Annotated in this window: 17 protein-coding genes; 10 read left to right on the top strand and 7 right to left on the bottom strand. The window is 71.1% G+C overall.

The window, feature by feature from the left end; all coding sequences use genetic code 11:
• Window positions 1-59: 59 nt before the first annotated feature.
• Window positions 60-1,673 carry a PucR family transcriptional regulator gene (locus tag JK364_RS12740; RefSeq protein ID WP_201850807.1) on the top strand — a complete coding sequence of 538 codons (1,614 nt, stop codon included), beginning with the start codon at window positions 60-62 and terminating at the stop codon, window positions 1,671-1,673.
• A 147-nt stretch (window positions 1,674-1,820) separates the two neighbouring features.
• Here JK364_RS12740 and JK364_RS12735 read toward each other — a convergent pair whose 3' ends face one another.
• Window positions 1,821-3,182 carry an aspartate aminotransferase family protein gene (locus JK364_RS12735; protein WP_201850805.1) on the bottom strand — a complete coding sequence of 454 codons (1,362 nt, stop codon included), beginning with the start codon at window positions 3,180-3,182 and terminating at the stop codon, window positions 1,821-1,823.
• A 2-nt stretch (window positions 3,183-3,184) separates the two neighbouring features.
• Window positions 3,185-3,658 carry an Lrp/AsnC family transcriptional regulator gene (locus JK364_RS12730; RefSeq protein ID WP_020868121.1) on the bottom strand — a complete coding sequence of 158 codons (474 nt, stop codon included), beginning with the start codon at window positions 3,656-3,658 and terminating at the stop codon, window positions 3,185-3,187.
• Window positions 3,659-3,836: 178 nt separating this feature from the next.
• On the opposite strand from JK364_RS12730, the gene JK364_RS12725 reads away from it, so the two are divergent.
• Window positions 3,837-5,288, top strand: a complete 1,452-nt coding sequence (locus JK364_RS12725) for a gamma-aminobutyraldehyde dehydrogenase (protein ID WP_201850804.1) — start codon at window positions 3,837-3,839, stop codon at window positions 5,286-5,288.
• Window positions 5,289-5,409: 121 nt separating this feature from the next.
• Here JK364_RS12725 and JK364_RS12720 read toward each other — a convergent pair whose 3' ends face one another.
• Together JK364_RS12720 and JK364_RS12715 are read right to left on the bottom strand one after the other, a co-directional pair.
• Window positions 5,410-6,117, bottom strand: coding sequence for a glycerophosphodiester phosphodiesterase (locus JK364_RS12720; RefSeq protein WP_201850802.1), 708 nt, complete (start codon window positions 6,115-6,117; stop codon window positions 5,410-5,412).
• Complete coding sequence (locus tag JK364_RS12715) at window positions 6,114-7,136, bottom strand: adenosine deaminase (RefSeq protein ID WP_201850801.1); 1,023 nt, start codon at window positions 7,134-7,136, stop codon at window positions 6,114-6,116. Before JK364_RS12715 ends, JK364_RS12720 begins: the two co-directional genes overlap by 4 nt.
• Window positions 7,137-7,247: 111 nt before the next feature.
• Between JK364_RS12715 and JK364_RS12710 the strand changes: the two genes are divergently transcribed.
• On the top strand, window positions 7,248-8,336 hold the full coding sequence (locus JK364_RS12710) for a DUF4190 domain-containing protein (RefSeq protein WP_201850800.1): 1,089 nt from the start codon (window positions 7,248-7,250) through the stop codon (window positions 8,334-8,336).
• On the opposite strand, the gene ybiA is transcribed toward JK364_RS12710, so the two are convergent.
• Window positions 8,276-8,932, bottom strand: coding sequence for a riboflavin biosynthesis intermediates N-glycosidase (gene ybiA, locus JK364_RS12705; RefSeq protein WP_201850799.1), 657 nt, complete (start codon window positions 8,930-8,932; stop codon window positions 8,276-8,278). The genes JK364_RS12710 and ybiA overlap by 61 nt on opposite strands.
• 115 nt (window positions 8,933-9,047) lie before the next feature.
• Between ybiA and JK364_RS12700 the strand changes: the two genes are divergently transcribed.
• The 7 genes from JK364_RS12700 to JK364_RS12670 all read left to right on the top strand — a co-directional run bounded on the left by JK364_RS12700 (window position 9,048) and on the right by JK364_RS12670 (window position 16,993).
• Window positions 9,048-9,482, top strand: coding sequence for a DUF4190 domain-containing protein (locus JK364_RS12700; RefSeq protein WP_201850798.1), 435 nt, complete (start codon window positions 9,048-9,050; stop codon window positions 9,480-9,482).
• A 275-nt stretch (window positions 9,483-9,757) separates the two neighbouring features.
• Window positions 9,758-11,278, top strand: coding sequence for a gamma-aminobutyraldehyde dehydrogenase (locus tag JK364_RS12695; protein WP_201850797.1), 1,521 nt, complete (start codon window positions 9,758-9,760; stop codon window positions 11,276-11,278).
• 93 nt (window positions 11,279-11,371) lie between these two features.
• Window positions 11,372-12,619: a polyamine ABC transporter substrate-binding protein gene (locus tag JK364_RS12690; protein WP_201850795.1), complete on the top strand. Its 1,248-nt coding sequence runs from the start codon at window positions 11,372-11,374 to the stop codon at window positions 12,617-12,619.
• Between the two features lie 21 nt (window positions 12,620-12,640).
• Window positions 12,641-13,792: an ABC transporter ATP-binding protein gene (locus JK364_RS12685; protein WP_201850793.1), complete on the top strand. Its 1,152-nt coding sequence runs from the start codon at window positions 12,641-12,643 to the stop codon at window positions 13,790-13,792.
• Complete coding sequence (locus JK364_RS12680) at window positions 13,789-14,745, top strand: ABC transporter permease (protein WP_201850791.1); 957 nt, start codon at window positions 13,789-13,791, stop codon at window positions 14,743-14,745. The genes JK364_RS12685 and JK364_RS12680 overlap by 4 nt, the downstream gene beginning before the upstream one ends.
• A complete protein-coding gene (locus tag JK364_RS12675) occupies window positions 14,742-15,539 on the top strand; it encodes an ABC transporter permease (RefSeq protein WP_201850789.1) in 798 nt (265 codons plus the stop codon). Before JK364_RS12680 ends, JK364_RS12675 begins: the two co-directional genes overlap by 4 nt.
• Window positions 15,540-15,544: 5 nt before the next feature.
• On the top strand, window positions 15,545-16,993 hold the full coding sequence (locus JK364_RS12670; RefSeq protein ID WP_201850787.1) for an NAD(P)/FAD-dependent oxidoreductase: 1,449 nt from the start codon (window positions 15,545-15,547) through the stop codon (window positions 16,991-16,993).
• Between the two features lie 21 nt (window positions 16,994-17,014).
• Here the strand turns inward: JK364_RS12670 and JK364_RS12665 are convergent, their stop codons facing one another.
• A complete protein-coding gene (locus JK364_RS12665) occupies window positions 17,015-17,953 on the bottom strand; it encodes a phosphatase PAP2 family protein (protein WP_201850785.1) in 939 nt (312 codons plus the stop codon).
• 102 nt (window positions 17,954-18,055) lie between these two features.
• The gene (gabT, locus tag JK364_RS12660; protein ID WP_201850783.1) at window positions 18,056-19,405 is read right to left on the bottom strand and encodes a 4-aminobutyrate--2-oxoglutarate transaminase; all 1,350 of its coding nucleotides are present in this window, start codon (window positions 19,403-19,405) and stop codon (window positions 18,056-18,058) included.
• Window positions 19,406-19,518 lie beyond the last annotated feature (113 nt).

Below are 19,518 nucleotides of genomic sequence, written 5' to 3'. Positions count from 1 at the left end.
TTTCCTCCACTCCCGATCCCCGGGATGTACGAACCATCCCCTCACGAGGTCCCGCCGTGATGAACGACCGCGTCCCCCCGACGGCCCCCGTCCCGCTCTCCACCCTCCTTCGCCACCCCGCGCTGGGCTTGCGGCAGGTCGCGGGCGGGCACGAGACGGACACCCCCGTGTACTTCGTCCACACCAGCGAGATGGAGGACCCCGTCCCGTATCTGCTCGGCGGGGAGCTGCTGCTCAGCGCTGGGGTGCACTGCCCGGAAGCGGCGGGCGCGGGCACCTACTGGGACCGCTATGTGGCCCGTACGGTCCAGGCGGGCGCGGCGGCGCTCGGCTTCGGTATCGCGCCGGTGCACGACACGGTGCCCCGCGCGCTGGCCGAGGCGTGCGACCGGCACGGGCTGCCGTTGGTGGAGGTGCCCCGGCAGACGACCTTCACGGCCGTGGCGAGCGCCGTATGGGACGCGATGGCCGAGCGCCGCCACCATGAGCTGCGGAGCCTCACCGAGGCACAGCAGTCACTGGCTACGGCCGCGGCGCGCCCGCACCCCGTACCGGCCGTGCTGCGCCAGCTCGGCCAGCACCTCGGGGCCTGGACGGTGCTCTACGGGCCGACCGGCCCGGACGCCCCGGACGGCGCGGAACTGGCGGCCGCCGGGCCGCGGCCGCCGCGCGAGGCCCGTAAGGCCCTCGGCGCGCTCGCGGCGCGGCTGCGCTCGGGCCCGTCCTCGGCGGCGGGCAGGGCGACCGGCGCGGCCGGTGAGGAGCTGCTGCTGACCGCGTACGGGCTGGGCGGCCCGGCGGGGCCGGAGGACCGGCTCGCGCTCGGCGTCTGCGCCCCCCGGCGGGACGGGGCGGACGGGGCGATCGTGGGGGTGGCCGTGGTGCTGCTGTCGCTGCTGACGGCCCGTCGGGTGGTCGGGGCCGAGGCGGAGCGCACATCGGCGCTGGTGCGGCTGATGCTCGGCGCCGAACCGGCGCGGGTGTCGGGGCTGCTGAGTCCCTCGCCGGGACAGCCGGCGGCGCCGGGGCAGCCAGGACAGCCGGGGCAGCCGGGGACGCCGGGGCAGCCCGGACAGCCGGGGACGTCCCCCGAGCCCTCGGAGGACGGCGGGCTGTGGACCGTGGTGCACGGGCGGCGGCGCGGCCGTGGCCGGGATGACGGGCTGCTGGCCACGGCGGCGCTCGCGGCCGGGCTCGGAACGCCGCTGGTCGACCTCGACGGGGACGCGCTGAGCGCCCTCGTCCCGGGCGAGGGGGAGGTACGGGCGCAGCCCGGCTGGACCCTCGGCGTCGGGGCGCCCGTACCGGCCGCTGACCTGACGCGCGGCGGCGCCGACGCCGCCCGTGCGCTGCGGCGGGCGGTCGCCGAACGGGTACCGCTGGTGCGGGACGGCCCGGCCCGCGCCGGCGGGTTCGGCTCGCTGGTGGACCCGGCCGAGGCGGGGGCGCACGGCCGGGCCCTGCTCGCGCCGATCGAGGGCGCCCCCGCGCTGCTGGAGACGCTGCGGGTCTGGCTGTCGCTGCACGGCAGCTGGGACCGTACGGCGGTGGCGCTGGAGGTCCACCGCAATACGGTCCGTCAGCGGATCGCCCGCGCCGGGGCCCTGCTGGATGTGGACCTGGGCGACGCGGACGTCCGTATGGAGCTGTGGTTCGCCCTCAAGTGGGCGTAACACACGTGGCCTTGAGCTGCCGAGGCAGCCGAGCGTGACACACGTGGCCTTGAGCTGCCGGGGCAGCCGGGCGTGACGCACGTGGCCTTCAGCTGCCGAGGCAGCCGGGCGTGACGACACACGTGGCCTTGAGCTGCCGGGGCAGCCTCAGAGCTTGGTCCACGCCTCCGTCAGCACCGTCCGCAGCACCTGCTCGATCTCGTCGAACACCGCCTGGTCGGCGATCAGTGGCGGGGCCAGCTGGACGACCGGGTCGCCGCGGTCGTCGGCCCGGCAGTACAGGCCGTTCTCGAACAGCGCCTTGGAGAGGAAGCCGTAGAGGATCCGCTCGGTCTCCTCCTCGTCGAAGGACTCCTTGGTGGCCTTGTCCTTCACCAGCTCGATGCCGTAGAAGAAACCATTCCCCCGGACATCGCCGACGATCGGCAGATCGTGCAGCCGCTCCAGCGTGGAGCGGAACGCGGTCTCGTTGTCCAGCACATGCTGGTTGAGTCCCTCGCGCTCGAAGATGTCGAAGTTGGCCAGGGCCACCGCGGCCGAGACCGGATGGCCGCCGAAGGTGTAGCCGTGCAGGAAGGTGTTGTCGCCCTCGTAGAAGGGCTCGGCGAGCCGGTCGGAGACGATGCACGCGCCGATCGGGGAGTAGCCGGAGGTCATCCCCTTGGCGCAGGTGATCATGTCCGGGACGTAGCCGAACTTGTCGCAGGCGAACATCGTGCCCACCCGCCCGAAGGCGCAGATGACCTCGTCCGAGACGAGCAGCACGTCATGGCGGTCGCAGATCTCGCGGACCCGCTGGAAGTACCCGGGCGGCGGCGGGAAGCAGCCGCCCGCGTTCTGCACCGGCTCCAGGAAGACCGCGGCCACGGTATCCGCGCCCTCGAAGAGGATCTGCTGCTCGATCTGGTCGGCGGCCCAGCGGCCGAACGCCTCGGGGTCGTCACCGAAGATCGGGGCGCGGTAGATATTGGTGTTCGGGACCTTGTGGGCGCCGGGGACCAGCGGTTCGAAGGGGGCCTTGAGCCCCGGCAGACCGGTGATCGACAGGGCGCCCTGCGGGGTGCCGTGGTAGGCCACCGCCCGGGATATGACCTTGTACTTGGTGGGCTTGCCGGTCAGTTTGAAGTACTGCTTGGCCAGCTTCCACGCGGTCTCGACGGCCTCGCCGCCGCCGGTGGTGAAGAAGACCTTGTTCAGGTCGCCGGGCGCGTAGCCCGCGATCCGCTCGGCGAGCTCGACGGCCTTGGGGTGGGCGTAGCTCCACACCGGGAAGAAGGCGAGCTCCTGGGCCTGCTTGTAGGCCGTCTCCGCGAGCTCGATCCGGCCGTGGCCCGCGTTGACCACGAACAGGCCGGCCAGGCCGTCGATGTACCGCTTGCCCTTGTCGTCGTAGATGTACGTGCCCTCACCGCGCACGATCGTCGGCACGGGGGAGTTCTCGTACGACGACATGCGGGTGAAGTGCATCCACAGGTGGTCGTACGCCGTCTTGGAGAGGTCGGCGCTCATTGCTATCTCGTTCCCCAGGTATAGGTCTGCTTCCGGAGCTTGAGGTAGACGAAGCTCTCGGTGGAGCGCACACCGGGCAGCGTGCGGATCCGCTTGTTGATCATTTCGAGGAGGTGATCGTCGTCCTCGCAGACGATTTCGATCAGGAGATCGAAGGAGCCCGCGGTGACGACCACGTACTCGACCTCGTCCATGGCGGTCAGCGCGTCCGCGACCGGGTCGAGATCGCCCTCGACGTTGATGCCGACCATCGCCTGCCGCCGGAACCCCACGGTGAGAGGATCGGTGACGGCGACGATTTGCATCACGCCCTGGTCGAGCAGCTTCTGTACACGCTGCCGTACGGCGGCCTCGGAGAGCCCGACGGCCTTTCCGATGGCGGCGTACGGCCGGCGACCGTCCTCCTGGAGCTGCTCGATGATCGCCAGGGACACGGAGTCGAGGGTCGGCGTGCCGTTCTTGTCAGGTGTGGCCACGACCCTCACTGTGCACGAGCCTCGCCCGTGTCGCAACCCTCCTGCGATGAAATTCGTCGTTCAGGGACCCAGAAAACACTGATTCCGTCGTTCTGGTGTGGCGGGTATGTTGAAAACGCAGCACCGGCGACTACTGTGGGTGTCTCACCCATCGGACAGCTGACAGGAGGGGTGGCACGTGACCACCGAACTGCGTCGTCTGCGCAATTACATCGACGGTGAGTTCCGGGACGCCGCGGACGGGCGGACCACGGAGGTGGTCAACCCGGCCACGGGCGAGCCCTACGCCACCGCGCCGCTGTCGGGCGCCGCGGACGTGGACGCGGCGATGGCCGCCGCCGAGGCCGCCTTCCCGGCCTGGCGCGACCTGGTGCCCGGCGAGCGGCAGAAGGCCCTGCTCAAGATCGCCGACGCCTTCGAGGCGCGGGCGGAGGAACTGATCGCCACCGAGTCCGAGAACACCGGCAAGCCGATCGGTCTCACGCGGGATGAGGAGATCCCGCCGATGATCGACCAGATCCGCTTCTTCGCGGGCGCGGCCCGGATGCTGGAGGGCCGCTCGGCCGGTGAGTACATGGAGGGGCTCACCTCGATCATCCGGCGCGAGCCGGTCGGGGTGTGCGCCCAGGTCGCACCGTGGAACTACCCGATGATGATGGCCGTATGGAAGTTCGCCCCGGCGCTGGCGGCGGGCAATACGGTCGTCATCAAGCCCTCGGACACCACGCCCGCCTCCACCGTGCTGTTCGCCGAGATCATCGGCGGGGTGCTGGCGGAACTGGGCCATCCGCAGGGCGTCTTCAACGTGATCTGCGGCGACCGCGAGACCGGCCGGCTGATGGTCGAGCACTCCGTGCCCGCCATGGCGTCCATCACCGGTTCGGTGCGGGCCGGCAAGCAGGTCGCCGAGAGCGCCTCGAAGGACATCAAGCGGGTGCACCTGGAGCTCGGCGGCAAGGCCCCCGTCGTGGTCTTCGAGGACACCGACATCCCCAAGGCGGTCGAGGACATCTCGGTCGCGGGCTTCTTCAACGCGGGCCAGGACTGCACGGCCGCCACCCGGGTGCTGGTCCATGAGTCGATCCACGACGAGTTCGTGAGCGCGCTCGCCAAGGCCGCCGCCGAGACCAAGACCGGTGCGCCGGACGACGAGGACGTGCTGTACGGCCCGTTGAACAACGCCAACCAGCTGGCCCAGGTCACCGGCTTCATCGACCGGCTCCCCGCGCACGCCAAGGTCGAGGCGGGTGGCCACCGGGTCGGCGAGAAGGGCTTCTTCTACGCGCCCACCGTGGTCTCCGGGCTCAAGCAGGACGACGAGATCATCCAGAACGAGGTCTTCGGCCCGGTCATCACCGTGCAGACCTTCTCGGACGAGGAGCAGGCCGTCTCCTACGCCAACGGCGTGGAGTACGCGCTGGCCTCGTCGGTGTGGACCAAGGACCACGCCCGCGCGATGCGGATGTCCAAGGCCCTCGACTTCGGCTGCGTCTGGATCAACACCCACATCCCGCTGGTGGCCGAGATGCCGCACGGCGGCTTCAAGAAGTCCGGCTACGGCAAGGACCTGTCCGCGTACGGCTTCGAGGACTACACCCGCATCAAGCACGTCATGACGTCGCTGGGCTGATGCGGGGCTGACGCGGGGCCGACTCCCGCGCGGGGCGGGCCGATGTCCGCCCCGGGCGGGGTGGTTCTCGTGCGGCGCGGGCCGATTCCCGCGCCCGGCTTGTCACTCGGTCATGGCGGGGTCATCTGTCATGACCGAGGGGGGACATCCGGACCAGGGCCGCCAGGGCGGCGACGCGGTTGGTGGTGATCGCGTCGACGCCCGCCCGCAGCAGCCGGGACATCGACCGGCGGGTGTCGGCGGTCCAGGCGGAGACCAGCAGCCCGTCGGCGTGATGGCGGGCGACCAGCTCGCGGGAGACCAGTCCGAAGCGGTAGTTGAGCCACCGCGGGCGCAGCGCGGCCAGCAGCGCCGGACGCGGCGGGGCCAGCGTGGTCCAGGTCAGCGCGATCTCGGCGTCCGGGTCCGCGCGGCGCACGGCGTGCAGGGCCGCCAGGGCGCCGCAGTAGTACACCCGGTCGGCCGCCCCGCTCTCCCGCACCTCGGCGACGGCGGCGGGCGCGGCCGACGCGTCCGGCAGGTCGATCAGCAGCCGGGTGGAGCCGGTGCGGGCGAGGGCCTCGCGCAGGGTCGGCACGCCCCCGCCGGTCAGCTGCCGCACCTCGTCGGCGGTCAGCCCGGACAGCGGCCGGTCCTCGCCCCACAGCCGCCTCAGCGTGGCGTCGTGGAGCAGCACCGGCACACCGTCCCGGGTCAGCCGTACGTCGATCTCGACCGCGCCCGCCCCCGCGCGCACCGCGGAGCGGAGCGAGGGCAGGGTGTTCTCACGGCACACATAGGGGTCGCCGCGGTGGCCGACCGGGACGCATTCCGCCCCCGCCGGTCTCATCGGCCCGCGACCACCGTGTAGGCGTCGATCTCCGCCGAGAGCCGCGCCTTGCCCTCGGCGTCCAGGAAGGACGCCTCGACCGCGTTCTTGGCGAGGGCCGCGACGCCCGCCGCGTCCAGATCCAGCAGCTGGGCCGCGACCTGGTACTCGGTGTTGAGGTCGGTGCCGAACATCGGCGGGTCGTCGCTGTTGATCGTGACCAGCACCCCGGCGTCGACCATCTGCTTCAGGGGGTGCTCGGCGAGCGTGGCGACGGCGCGGGTGGCGATGTTGGAGGTCGGGCAGACCTCCAGCGGAATGCGGTGCTCCGCGAGATGGGCGAGCAGCTTCGGGTCCTGGGCGGCGCTGGTGCCATGGCCGATGCGCTCCGCCCGCAATTCGATCAGGGCGTCCCAGATCGTCTGCGGCCCGGTGGTCTCGCCCGCGTGCGGCACGCTGCGCAGCCCGGCGGCGATGGCCCGGTCGAAGTACGGCTTGAACTGGGGGCGCGGCACCCCTATCTCCGGACCGCCGAGACCGAAGCCGACCAGCCCCTCGGGGTTCAGCTCACAGGCGATCCGGGTGGTCTCCTCGGCGGCCTCGAGACCGGCCTCGCCGGGGATGTCGAAGCACCAGCGCAGCACCGTGCCGAAATCCGACTCGGCGGCCTTACGGGCGTCCTCGATCGCCTCGACGAAGGCGGTGTCCGGGATGCCGCGCCGGGTCGAGCTGTACGGCGTGACGGTCAGCTCGGCGTAGCGGATGTTCTGCCGGGCCATGTCGCGGGCGATCTCGTAGGTCAGCAGCCGGACGTCCTCGGCGTCGCGGATCAGGTCCACCACGGAGAGATAGATCTCGATGAAGTGCGCGAAGTCCCGGAAGACGAAGTACTCGGCGAGGGCCTCGGGATCGGTGGGCACCTTGGAGTCGGGGTGACGGGCGGCCAGTTCGGCCACGATGCGCGGCGAGGCGGATCCCACGTGGTGCACATGGAGCTCCGCCTTGGGCAGCCCGGCGATGAAGGTGGTCAGATCGGTCAACAAAACCTCCGGGAGACGCCCGCCGGCGGCGGGTTCCGGTCATCGTATTGTGTGGCGCCGACGGCCTCGCCACAGGCCGTAGCATGGGCGGACGTCTTTGTGGGGAGCTCCATGGCCGACCAGCACGACCCGTCCGAGCCGCAGGATGAGCGGCGGCCATCCGGACTGCCGAGGCAGCCCGAGCCGCTCGACCGCGACCCCTGGGCTCCGCCGGCGCGGCGGGTCGCGATGGACAAGGCCGCTGGGGAGACGGGCGCGGCGGACAACGCGGTGGGCGTGGGCGTGGTGGACAACGCGGACGACACGGGTGTGGCGGACAACGCGGTGGGCGTGGGCGAGCAGAACATACCCGCTCCCCGGCCCCCGGCGCCCCCCGCTCCCCGGCCCAGGGTGGCCGAGCAGCCTACCCTCACCTCCCAACCCGCCATGCCGGGCCCGACGCCCCCGCCCCCGCCTCCTCCGCCGCCCCCGCCGAGCGCCACGCGGCCACGGGGCCCGGTGACCCCGCCGGGCGCGGTGCCCCCACCGCCGCTCGCGCCGACCGGCCCGGGTACGCCCAGCGCCTACCCGGCCGGACCGTACGGCCCCGCGGGCTACGCGCCGACCGGATACGGCCAGAGCGGGTACGCCCAGCCGAACGGATACGCCCAGCCCGGGTACGCCCAGCCCGGCTACGGGCAGCAGGCGCCGTACGAGCAGTCCCCGTACGGCGGGGCGCAGGGCCAGGGGCATCCTGGCTACGCCTACCCGGGCACGGGTTACCCCGGCACCGCTCACCCCGGCACGGTTTACCCCGACTCCGGCTACCCCGGCGCCGCCTACCCCGGAGGGGCGTACGGCCAGGGCTGGCCGGGCGGGACGTATGTGCCGAACAACGGCCACGGCACGGCCGCCCTGGTGCTCGGCATCATCGGCCTGGTGCTCTTCGCGAGCATCGTGCTCGGCATCGTCCTCGGTGTGCTCGCGATCATCTTCGGGGTGCTCGGCCGCTCCAGGGCGGCGAGCGGCGAGGCGACCAACGGCGGCTCCGCGCTGGCCGGGGTGATCCTCGGGGTGATCGCCGTGGTGGCGAGCATCGTCATGATCTTCGTCTACATAGCCGCCGAGGACGACGATTCGGGCAGCGATGACGACCCGGGCTATGCCAGGGTCTCGGCCCCGGCGGTGCTCCCGCCGCCGCTCGCCGATATCAGCCGCTGACGCGCCTCCATCAGCGCGAACCCCAGCAGATTGAGCCCCCGCCAGCGGGCCGGGTCCGCCGCCCGCTCGTCGTCCGCCGCCAGCCCGATGCCCCACACCCGGTCCACCGGACTGGCCTCCACCAATACTCGCGACCCGGTGCCCAGCAGATAGTCGCGCAGCTCGGGGTGGTGACCGAACTTGTGCACACTGCCCTCCACCACGAGCCCGAGGCGATGGCGCCGCCAGGTCTCCTCGTCGAAGCCGCGCACCGCGCGGCCCGCGTCCTTGGCCTGCTTGGGGTGGGAGGCGCCGAGCGCCAGGCGCTCGGCCTCCGCGTCACCGAACAGTCGCGCCTTGCCCGCCATCATCCAGTGCTCTGCCGTCGCGTAGCCGACCCCGTCCACGGTGAACGGCGACGGCCACCACTGGCTGAAGCACCCCGAACCCACGCTTCCGTCCGGCCTGGGCCGATGCCCCCAGAACCACACGTACTTCAGGCGCTCACCGCGCGCCGCCCGCTCGACCAGCTCCTCGACCGACCGAGGGCCCCCGTCCGCCGAAACCGGGGGGCTCCCCTCCGCCGAAACCGAATCCCCCACCCCGTTCGTCTTCATGCCCAGGATTCTCGCACCCGCCACCGACAGCCCCGCCGACCTGCGCACTTGAGCTGTCCAGGCATGAGTCCTGCCCATAACATTGCCGGACGTTAACCAGGAGGGGAGACCGACGATGTCCAGCAACACACCCGGCCCACAGCAGGGACCGTACGACCCACAGGCCAATCCCTACGCCGCGCCCCCGCCGCCGGCGCAGCCCCCGGCCCAGCAGCCGCAGTACCCCGGGGCCGGCTACCCCGCCGCGCCGCCCATCTACCCGGGGGCGGCCGGGATGCCGATGCAGCTGAGCAATGGCATGGGCACGGCCGCGCTGGTCTGCGGCATCGTCGGTCTGGTCTGCGGGATCACCTACTTCCTGTGGGTCTTCGCGGTCATCCTCGGCATCCTGGCGATCATCTTCGGCGCCGTCGGCAAGGGGAAGGTCAGCCGCGGCGAGGCGAACAACGGGGGCTCGGCCACCGCCGGTCTGGTCTGCGGCATCATCGGCATGGTCCTCCCGGCGATCTACCTCGCCGCGCTGGACGCCGCCGTCGACTCCGTCTTCTAGACGGCGTTCGGTCCGGGGCCCCGCCGGACCCCGGACCGCGGTCCCCACCGGCGCCCCAGCCGGCCGTCCGGGCCGGCTGCTCAAACCGTCGTCCGGACCGGCGTTCGGCTCGGAAACGGTGATGCCGGACCCACTCCGATCACTGAATCCGTCGCGAAACCAAAAAGCAACAACGGAATCCCTTGTTGAAGCGCTGCTCCTCTGTCAGGATCGGCCATCAATTCCGGTTGTAGCTACGCCGTGCCCCTATGGGCGGATCGGCGGAGGAGAGCGCGATGGATCAGCGGTTCGACGTGACGGAGCGATTCGCCGACGGTGCCCAGTACATCGCGGGCCGTCTGGGCGAGGGCGGCTCCGAGGGCACACACGCGGTCGTCGACCCGGCCACCGGCGAGCAGGTGTTCAGCTACCGGCTCGCCGGTGCGGCCGATGTCGACGCCGCCGTGGCCGCCGCCGAGGCCGCCTTCCCCGAGTGGGCGGGCGCCACCCCCGGCGAGCGGTCCGACGCGATGCACCGCTTCGCCGCGGCGCTCACCGAGCGGGCGGACGACCTCGCCCACGCCGAGTCGCTGCAGTGCGGGAAGCCCATCAAGCTCAGCACCGAGTTCGATGTGCCCGGCTCCATCGACAACACCGCCTTCTTCGCGGGCGCCGCCCGCCACCTGGAGGGCAAGGCCGCCGGCGAGTACAGCGGCGACCACACCTCGTACATCCGCCGTGAGCCCATTGGTGTCATCGGTTCCATCGCCCCCTGGAACTACCCCCTCCAGATGGCGGCGTGGAAGGTCCTCCCGGCCATCGCCGCGGGCAACACCATCGTGCTGAAGCCCGCCGAGCTGACGCCCCTGACCTCGCTGATGTTCGCCCAGGCGGCCACGGAGGCGGGCCTCCCGGACGGCGTCGTCAACGTGGTGAGCGGCACCGGCCGCGAGGCGGGCGAGCGCCTGGTCTCCCACCCCGGCGTGGCGATGACCTCCTTCACCGGCTCCACGGCGGTCGGCAAGCGGGTCGCGGAGCTCGCCACGGCCACCGTCAAGCGGATCCATCTCGAACTCGGCGGTAAGGCGCCCTTCGTCGTCTTCGACGACGCGGACCTGGCGGCCGCCGCGCACGGCGCCGTCGCGGGCGCGCTGATCAACACCGGCCAGGACTGCACCGCGGCCACCCGGGCGTATGTGCAGCGCCCGCTCTACGACGCGTTCGTCGCCGCCGTCGCCGATCTCATGGCGACCGTAAGGCTGGGCGATCCCTTCGATCCGCACACCGACCTCGGCCCGCTGATCTCCCATGCCCAGCGCGACCGCGTGGCGGGCTTCGTGGAGCGGGCCCGCGGCTACGCCACCGTCGTCACCGGCGGCGAGGCCCCGGGCGGCGACCTCGCCAAGGGCGCCTACTACCGGCCCACCCTCATCACCGGGGCGCCCCAGGACAGCGCGATCGTCCAGTCCGAGATCTTCGGCCCAGTCCTGGTCGTCCTCCCCTTCGACAGCGACGACGAGGGCATCGCGCTCGCCAACGACACCCCTTACGGTCTCGCCGCCTCCGCCTGGAGCCGCGATGTCTACCGTACGGGCCGCGCGTCCCGCGAGATCCGGGCCGGCTGCGTCTGGATCAACGACCACATCCCGATCATCAGCGAGATGCCGCACGGCGGGGTGCGGGCATCAGGCTTCGGCAAGGACATGTCTGCGTACTCCTTCGAGGAGTACACGCAGGTCAAGCATGTGATGTTCGACAACACCGCGGTGGTCCGCAAGGACTGGCACCGCACGGTCTTCGGGGACCGGCAGACCTGACCGACAGACCTGACCGTCAGACCTGAATGTGCGGCCACCTCCGCGTGGCCTCGGCCGGCCGCCACCGGCCGACACCCTCGAAAGGCACAGCTTATGGAAGCACGGCACGGGCCCGAGAGCCTGTCCCCACCGCAGATCGCCGCGATGCGGCGGTCCATGACCAGCGGCCGTATGGCGCTCACCCGCCGCTCCCTGCTGCGTGCGGGAGGCGCCGGGGCGGTCGCCGTCGGCGGGCTCGGGGCGCTCGGCGGCTGCGGTATCCCGCCCGCGGGGCGCACGGAGGCGGACAACGCCTCCGACGACCACTCGGCCGAGGAGAAGCGGCTCGCCTTCTCCAACTGGACCGAGTACATGGACACCGGCAAGGGCGGCCGCCATCCGACCCTGGACGCGTTCCAGCGCCGTACCGGCATCAAGGTCAAGTACACCGAGGACATCAACGACAACGTCGAGTTCTTCGGCAAGATCAAGCCGCAGCTCGCGGCGGGCCAGGACACCGGCCGCGACCTCATCTGCGTCACCGACTGGCTGGCCGCCCGGATGATCCGGCTGGGCTGGATCCAGCCGCTGGACCCGGCCCAACTGCCCCATGCCTACACCAACCTGGCGAAACCTTTTCGCACTCCGGACTGGGACCCGGGCCGCGCCCACTCCTACCCGTGGACCGGCATCCCCGCCGTCATCGCGTACAACAAGAAGGCCACCGGCGGCCGTAAGGTCACCTCGGTCTCGCAGCTGCTGGACGACCCCAAGCTCAAGGGCCGGGTCGGGCTGCTGACCGAGATGCGCGACACCGTCGGGCTGACCCTCCTGGACATGGGCAAGAACCCGGAGACGGTCACCGCCGACGACTACGACGCCGCGATCGCCCGCCTCCAGAAGGCGTCCGACCGGGGCCAGGTCCGCCGCTTCACCGGCAACGACTACACCGGCGACCTCACCAAGGGCGACATCGCCGCCTGTATGGCCTGGGCCGGGGATCTGATCCAGCTCCAGTCGGACAACCCCGAGATCGAGTTCGCCATCCCCGACGCCGGCTATATGACGGCCACGGACAACCTCCTGGTCCCCAGCAAGGCGCGCCACAAGAGGAACGCCGAACGGCTCATCGACTACTTCTACGAGCCCAAGGTCGCCGCGAAGATCGCCGCCTACATCAACTACGTCTGCCCGGTCGACGGGGTGCGCGAGGAGCTCGCGAAGATCGACAAGGCGCTGGCGGACAATCCGCTGATCCTCCCGGACGAGGAGATGGCCGCCAAGTCCCACTCCTTCCGCTCGCTCTCCAGCAAGGAAGAGGCGGCCTTCGAGGACAAGTTCGCCAAGCTCACCGGCGCCTGACAAGCGAGGAAGCGCACCCCCATGACCCAGCCCACCTCCGGCGGCGACGTCCGTCTCACCGGGATCAGCAAGACCTACGGGTCCTTCACCGCCGTCCACCCGCTCGATCTGCACATACCCGCCGGCTCCTTCTTCGCCCTGCTCGGCGCCTCCGGCTGCGGCAAGACCACCACCCTGCGCATGATCGCGGGCCTGGAGGACCCCACCACCGGGACCGTCCAACTGGCCGGTGAGGACATCACCGTCCTCCCGCCCCACAAGCGGCCCGTCAACACGGTCTTCCAGAGCTACGCCCTCTTCCCGCACCTCGACATCTTCGAGAACGTCGCCTTCGGACTGCGCCGGCGCGGCGTCAAATCGGTGAAGAAGCAGGTCGAGGAGATGCTGGAGCTGGTCCAGCTCGGTGACTTCGCGCGCCGCAAACCGCAGCAGCTCTCCGGCGGCCAGCAGCAGCGCGTCGCCGTCGCCCGCGCCCTGATCAACCACCCCAGGGTGCTGCTGCTCGACGAGCCGCTGGGCGCGCTCGACCTCAAGCTGCGCCGCCAGATGCAGCTGGAGCTCAAGCGCATCCAGACCGAGGTCGGCATCACCTTCATCCATGTCACCCACGACCAGGAGGAGGCCATGACCATGGCCGACACGGTCGCGGTGATGAACGGCGGCCGGGTCGAGCAGCTCGGCGCCCCCGCCGAGCTCTACGAGAACCCCGGCACCACCTTCGTCGCCAACTTCCTCGGCACCTCCAACCTCATCGAGGCCGAGATCACCGACAAGAGCGGCGGCGACCTCGTCCTCTCCGCCGCCGGCGGCAAGCTCGCCCTGCCCGCCGACCGCTGTGGCGCGCCCGTCCGCACGGGTGGGAAACTGCTGGTGGGGGTGCGTCCCGAGAAGATCACCCTGGCCCATGCCGAGGACGCCGGGAGCGTCCCCGAGGGGCGCAACCGGATCACCGGGCGGATCGTCGACTCCAGCTTCATCGGCGTCTCCACCCAGTACCTCATCACCACCCCGGACTGCCCCGAGATCACCGTCTACGAGCAGAACATCGAGCGCGACGCCCGGCTCGTCCCCGGCGCCGAGGTCGTACTGCACTGGAACCCCGCCCACACCTTCGGCCTCGACGCGGCCCAGGACATCGACGCCGGTACGGAGCTGGACGAGGAGGCCCCATGAGCATTACGGCCACTCCCGACGCCGCGCCGGACGACGGGCCCGCGCCGGACGCCGGGCCGGTGCGGAAGCCACCCCTCCGCAAGCCCGCCGTCCGCAAGCGGCTGGTGCCCTACTGGCTGCTGCTCCCCGGCATCCTCTGGCTGCTGATCTTCTTCGCCGCGCCGCTGATCTACCAGGCGTCGACCTCCGTCCAGACCGGCTCCCTCGAAGCGGGCTTCAAGGTCACCTGGCACTTCCAGACCTACTGGGACGCGCTCACCGAGTACTACCCGCACTTCCTGCGGTCGGTGCTCTACGCCGCCACCGCCACCGCGCTGTGTCTGCTGCTCGGCTATCCGCTCGCGTACCTCATCGCCTTCCGGGCGGGCCGCTGGCGCAATCTGGTGATGATCCTGGTCATCGCGCCGTTCTTCACCAGCTTCCTGATCCGCACCCTCGCCTGGAAGACGATCCTGGCCGACAGCGGCCCGGTGGTGGGCGCGCTCAACTCGCTGCACATCCTGGACGTCACCAGCTATCTGGGGATCACCGAGGGGCAGCGGGTGCTGGCCACCCCGCTCGCGGTGGTCTGCGGGCTGACGTACAACTTCCTGCCCTTCATGATCCTTCCGCTCTACACCTCCCTGGAGCGCATCGACCCCCGGCTCCACGAGGCCGCCGGGGACCTGTACGCCCGCCCCATCACCATCTTCCGGAAGGTGACCTTCCCGCTGTCGATGCCGGGCGTCGTCGCGGGCACGCTGCTCACCTTCATCCCCGCCGCGGGCGACTACATCAACGCCGAACTGCTGGGCTCCACCGACCAGAAGATGATCGGCAACGTCATCCAGTCGCAGTTCCTGCGGGTGCTGGACTATCCGACGGCGGCGGCGCTGTCCTTCATCCTCATGGCGGCCATCCTCACGATGGTCACCGTCTACATCCGCAAGTCCGGGACGGAGGACCTGGTGTGACGGCCCTGACGCGCTGGATACGGCGGAACCTGGTGATCATCGCGGGGCTCGGCACCCTCGCGTATCTGATCCTGCCCAACGTCGTCGTCCTGGTCTTCTCCTTCAACAAGCCCAACGGCCGGTTCAACTACGAATGGCAGCGGTTCTCCACCGACGCCTGGACCGATCCGTGCGGCGTCGCCGACCTGTGCGGCTCGCTCTCGCTCAGCCTGAAGATCGCGGTATGGGCGACGATCGGCGCGACCGTCCTCGGCACGATGATCTCCTTCGCACTGGCCCGCTACCGCTTCCGGGCCCGCCCCGCGGTCAACAGCCTGATCTTCCTGCCGATGGCGATGCCCGAGGTCGTGATGGCCGCCTCGCTGGCCACCCTCTTCCTCAACATGGGCGTGGACTTCGGCTTCTGGACGATCCTCATCGCCCACATCATGTTCTGCCTGAGCTTCGTGGTGACGGCCGTCAAGGCGCGGGTGATGTCCATGGACCCCCGGCTGGAGCAGGCCGCCCAGGACCTCTACGCCTCCCCGGCGCAGACCTTCCTGCGGGTCACCCTGCCGATCGCCGCGCCGGGTATCGCCGCGGGCGCGCTGCTGTCCTTCGCCCTCTCCTTCGACGACTTCATCATCACCAACTTCAACGCAGGCTCGACCGTGACCTTCCCCATGTTCGTCTGGGGATCCGCACAGCGCGGCACACCCGTGCAGATCAATGTGATCGGAACAGCGATGTTCGCCGTCGCGGTGCTGTGCGTTCTCGTCGGCCAACTGGCCGGCACCCGCCGCAAGAGGAGCTGAAAAACATGGCTACGGACGCCATGACCCGCTCGTCCGGGGACGACGACGTCCCCACCCCGTCCGCACTCACGGCACTGGCCGGTACCGCGTACCGGCCGTACTGGCTGGACGACCCCGGCAGGCCCGGTCCCCGCCCCGCCCTCGTCGGGGAGGAGCAGTGCGATCTGCTCGTCGTCGGCGGCGGCTACAGCGGACTGTGGACCGCCCTGATCGCCAAGGAGCGCGACCCCGGCCGCGAGGTGGTCCTGGTCGAGGGCCAGGAGATCGGCTGGGCCGCCTCCGGGCGCAACGGCGGCTTCTGCGCCGCCTCCCTCACCCACGGGCTCGGCAACGGCGCCGCCCGCTGGCCCGATGAGCTGGCCGAACTCGAGCGGCTCGGCCACCACAACCTCGACGCCATCGAGTCCGCCGTCGAGCGCTACGGCATCGACTGCGACTTCGAGCGCACCGGCGAGATCGATGTGGCCACCGAGCCGTACCAGGTGGCGGAGTTGCGCGAGGCCACCCAGCTGGCGGCCGAACTCGGCGTCGGCGAGCAGGAGTTCCTCGACCGCGACGCGGTGCGCGCCGAGGTCGACTCGCCCACCTTCCTGGCCGGGCTGTGGGACCGCCGCGGCGTCGCCATGCTGCACCCCGCCAAGCTCGCCTGGGGCCTGGCGCGGGCCTGCGCCGAGCTGGGCGTACGGATCTACGAACACACCCCGGCCGAACGGCTGGCGAGCGACGGGGCGGGGATGGCCGTCCGCACCCCGTACGGCCGGGTCCGCGCCCGCCAGGTGGCGCTCGCCACCAACGCCTTCCCCGCGCTGGTGCGCCGCCTCCGCCCGTACATCGCCCCGGTCTACGATCACGCGCTGATGACCGAGCCGCTTAACCAGGAGCAGCTCGACGCGATCGGCTGGCGGGGCAGGCAGGGACTCAGCGACACCGCCAACCACTTCCACTACTTCCGGCTCACCGCCGACCGGCGCATCCTGTGGGGTGGCTACGACATCGTCTACCGCTACGGCGGCCGGGTGCGCGCCGAATACGACCACCACCCCGCCACCTACCGCACCCTCGCCCAGCACTTCTTCCGCTGCTTCCCGCAGCTGGAGGGCGTGCGCTTCAGCCACGCGTGGGGCGGCGCCATCGACACCTGCTCGCGCTTCTCCGCGTTCTTCGGCAGCGCGCACGGGGGGAGGGTGGCGTACGCGCTCGGCTATACGGGCCTGGGCGTCGGGGCGACCCGGTTCGGCGCCGAGGTGATGCTCGATCTGCTCGCCGGTGAGCGCACCGAGCGCACCCGCCTGGAGATGGTCCGCAGCAAGCCTTTGCCCTTCCCGCCGGAGCCGGTGCGGTGGGCGGGGATCGGCATCACCCAGTGGTCCATGACCCGGGCCGACGAGAACGGTGGGCGCCGCAATCTGTGGCTGAAGGCGATGGACAAGGTGGGGCTGGGGTTCGACAGCTGAGGGCGGAGCCCCGCGCCGTGGTCACCCCGGGTCGCTCGGCGCGGCCCGGGGTGACCACGGTTTCCCCGGGCCGGGACCGGACCCCCGGCCGCTGTGGCTCAATCGGCCGACCCTGAGCACCGTCCACAGCAGCAGGCCGGACAGACACCAGCTTGCGACGGTGTCCAGCGGCCAGTGGTAGCCGCGCCGGACCAGCCCGGCGGCCACGGCGAGGTTGAGCACGGCGAAGGCCACCAGGAGGGGCCGCCGGAGCCGCGGGCACAGCAGAGGGTGGAGCAGCAGCGCCGCCGCGCCGTAGGCGACGGCGGCCGTCGCGGCATGGCCGGAGGGGAAGAATCCGGTCTCGTCCGCCAGCGGGCCGGGCGGGCCGGGACGGTCGATCAGTGCCTTGAACGGAACCACCAGCGCCGGAACCGCCGCCATCGCCACCGCGGCGGCCAGCGGCGGCAGCCACCAGCGCGGCGCTTCCGCGCGCCGGGCGCACCATGCCGCCCAGCCGAGGGCGACGGCCAGGACGGGGACCGCCACCGCCGTATTGCCGAGGTCGGCGAGGAACTCGGCGACGGGGGAGGGGAGCGCCGAGCCGGCGATCGCGCGGCCGAGCCGTTCGTCGTAGGTGCGCAGGGGGCCGTGGGCGGCGATCTGCCAGGTGCACAGCGCGAGCAGCGCGATCAGTGCGAGGGGCGTGAGGAGCGCGAGGGGCGTGAGAAAGGGCGCCCGTGGCGCGGAAGGGGAGTGAACAGTCGGCGGCCCCGGAACAGGGGGGGTGGTTCCGGGGCCGCCGTGGCGATCGGTGTGCCGCGCGCCCCGGGGGGTTTGGGGCGGGCGGCCGTCCGATCGGTGAGGAGATCCGGAGCCGGAGGCTCCAGTGGTGTGCGCGAGGGCACAGCCGGGTCGGGGCTGGGGAAGCACCGGCCAGGCATCGCCCGCAGTCCCCTGCGAGCGGGGTGTTTCTCTCATCTGCAATGACCGTACGGCAGCGAAGCCCCGCCGGACAGACCGATCACCCACCTGTCATCGGCCCCGCACATCTTCTTCACGCCACCCATGGATCACTCACGGTCACAGCTCGGCGAAGGCGCTCTCGAGGACGTCGAGACCCTCGTTCAGAAGGTCCTCGCCGATCACCAGCGGCGGCAGGAAACGCAGCACATTGCCGTAGGTTCCGCAGGTCAGCACCAGCAGGCCGGCCGAGTGGCACGCCTTGGCGACGGCGGCGGTGACCTCGGGGTCGGGGTCCTTGGTGCCGGCCTTCACGAGTTCGATGGCGATCATGGCGCCGCGGCCGCGGAGGTCGCCGATGATGTCGTACTTCTCCCGCATCGCGGCGAGGCGGCCCTTCATGACCTCCTCGATGCGCTTGGCCCTGGCGTTGAGGTCCAGCTCGCGCATCGTCTCGATCGCGCCGAGCGCCGCCGCGCACGCCACCGGGTTTCCGCCGTAGGTGCCGCCGAGACCGCCGGAGTGCGCCGCGTCCATGATCTCCGCGCGGCCGGTGACGGCGGCCAGCGGCAGACCGCCCGCGATGCCCTTGGCGGTGGTGATCAGGTCCGGGACGATGCCCTCGTCCTCACAGGCGAACCACTGGCCGGTGCGGCAGAAGCCGGACTGGATCTCGTCCGCGACGAAGACGATGCCGTGGGACTTGGCGAACTCCGCGATCCTGGGCAGGAAGCCCTTGGCGGGCTCGATGAAGCCGCCCTCGCCGAGGATCGGCTCGATGATGATCGCGGCCACGTTCTCCGCCCCGATCTGCTTGCTGATCATGTCGATGGCCTGGGCCGCGGCCTCCTCGGCGCAGTTCTCCGGACCGGTCAGCCAGCGGTAGGGGTAGGCGAGCGGAACGCGGTACACCTCGGGCGCGAAGGGGCCGAAGCCGTGCTTGTACGGCATGTTCTTGGCGGTGAGCGCCATGGTGAGGTTGGTCCGGCCGTGGTAGCCGTGGTCGAAGACGACGACCGCCTGGCGCTTGGTGTACGAACGGGCGATCTTCACCGCGTTCTCCACCGCCTCGGCGCCCGAGTTGAACAGCGCCGACTTCTTGGCGTGGTCGCCGGGCGTGAGCCGGGCCAGCTCCTCGCAGACCTCCACATAGCCCTCGTACGGCGTGACCATGAAACAGGTGTGCGTGAAGTCCGCCAGCTGCGCGGACGCCCGGCGCACGACGGCCTCCGCGGAGGAGCCGACGGAGGTCACGGCGATACCGGAACCGAAGTCGATCAGCGAGTTGCCGTCCACGTCCTCGATCACACCGCCGCCCGCGCGCACGGTGAAGACCGGCAGCACACTCCCCACCCCACTGGCGACCGCCGCGTTCTTACGGGCGAGCAGCTCCCGCGACTTCGGGCCGGGAATGGCGGTGACGACGCGACGCTCCTGGGGGAGGGCCGGGCCTCCGGACAGTTCGGTCATGACGGGCTCCAGGGGAAAGAACAGGGGTTTTAGTCGCAGGCTATGGGCGTGGCGAGGGATGAGGCATGTTCCGTTCGGGAGCACTGCGCGTGTTTCCTTGTCCGCGGCGGCCA

This window comes from Streptomyces endocoffeicus, from assembly GCF_016741935.1.
Classification (GTDB): Bacteria; Actinomycetota; Actinomycetes; order Streptomycetales; family Streptomycetaceae; genus Streptomyces; species Streptomyces endocoffeicus.
This window is presented reverse-complemented; position numbering and strand designations above follow the sequence as displayed.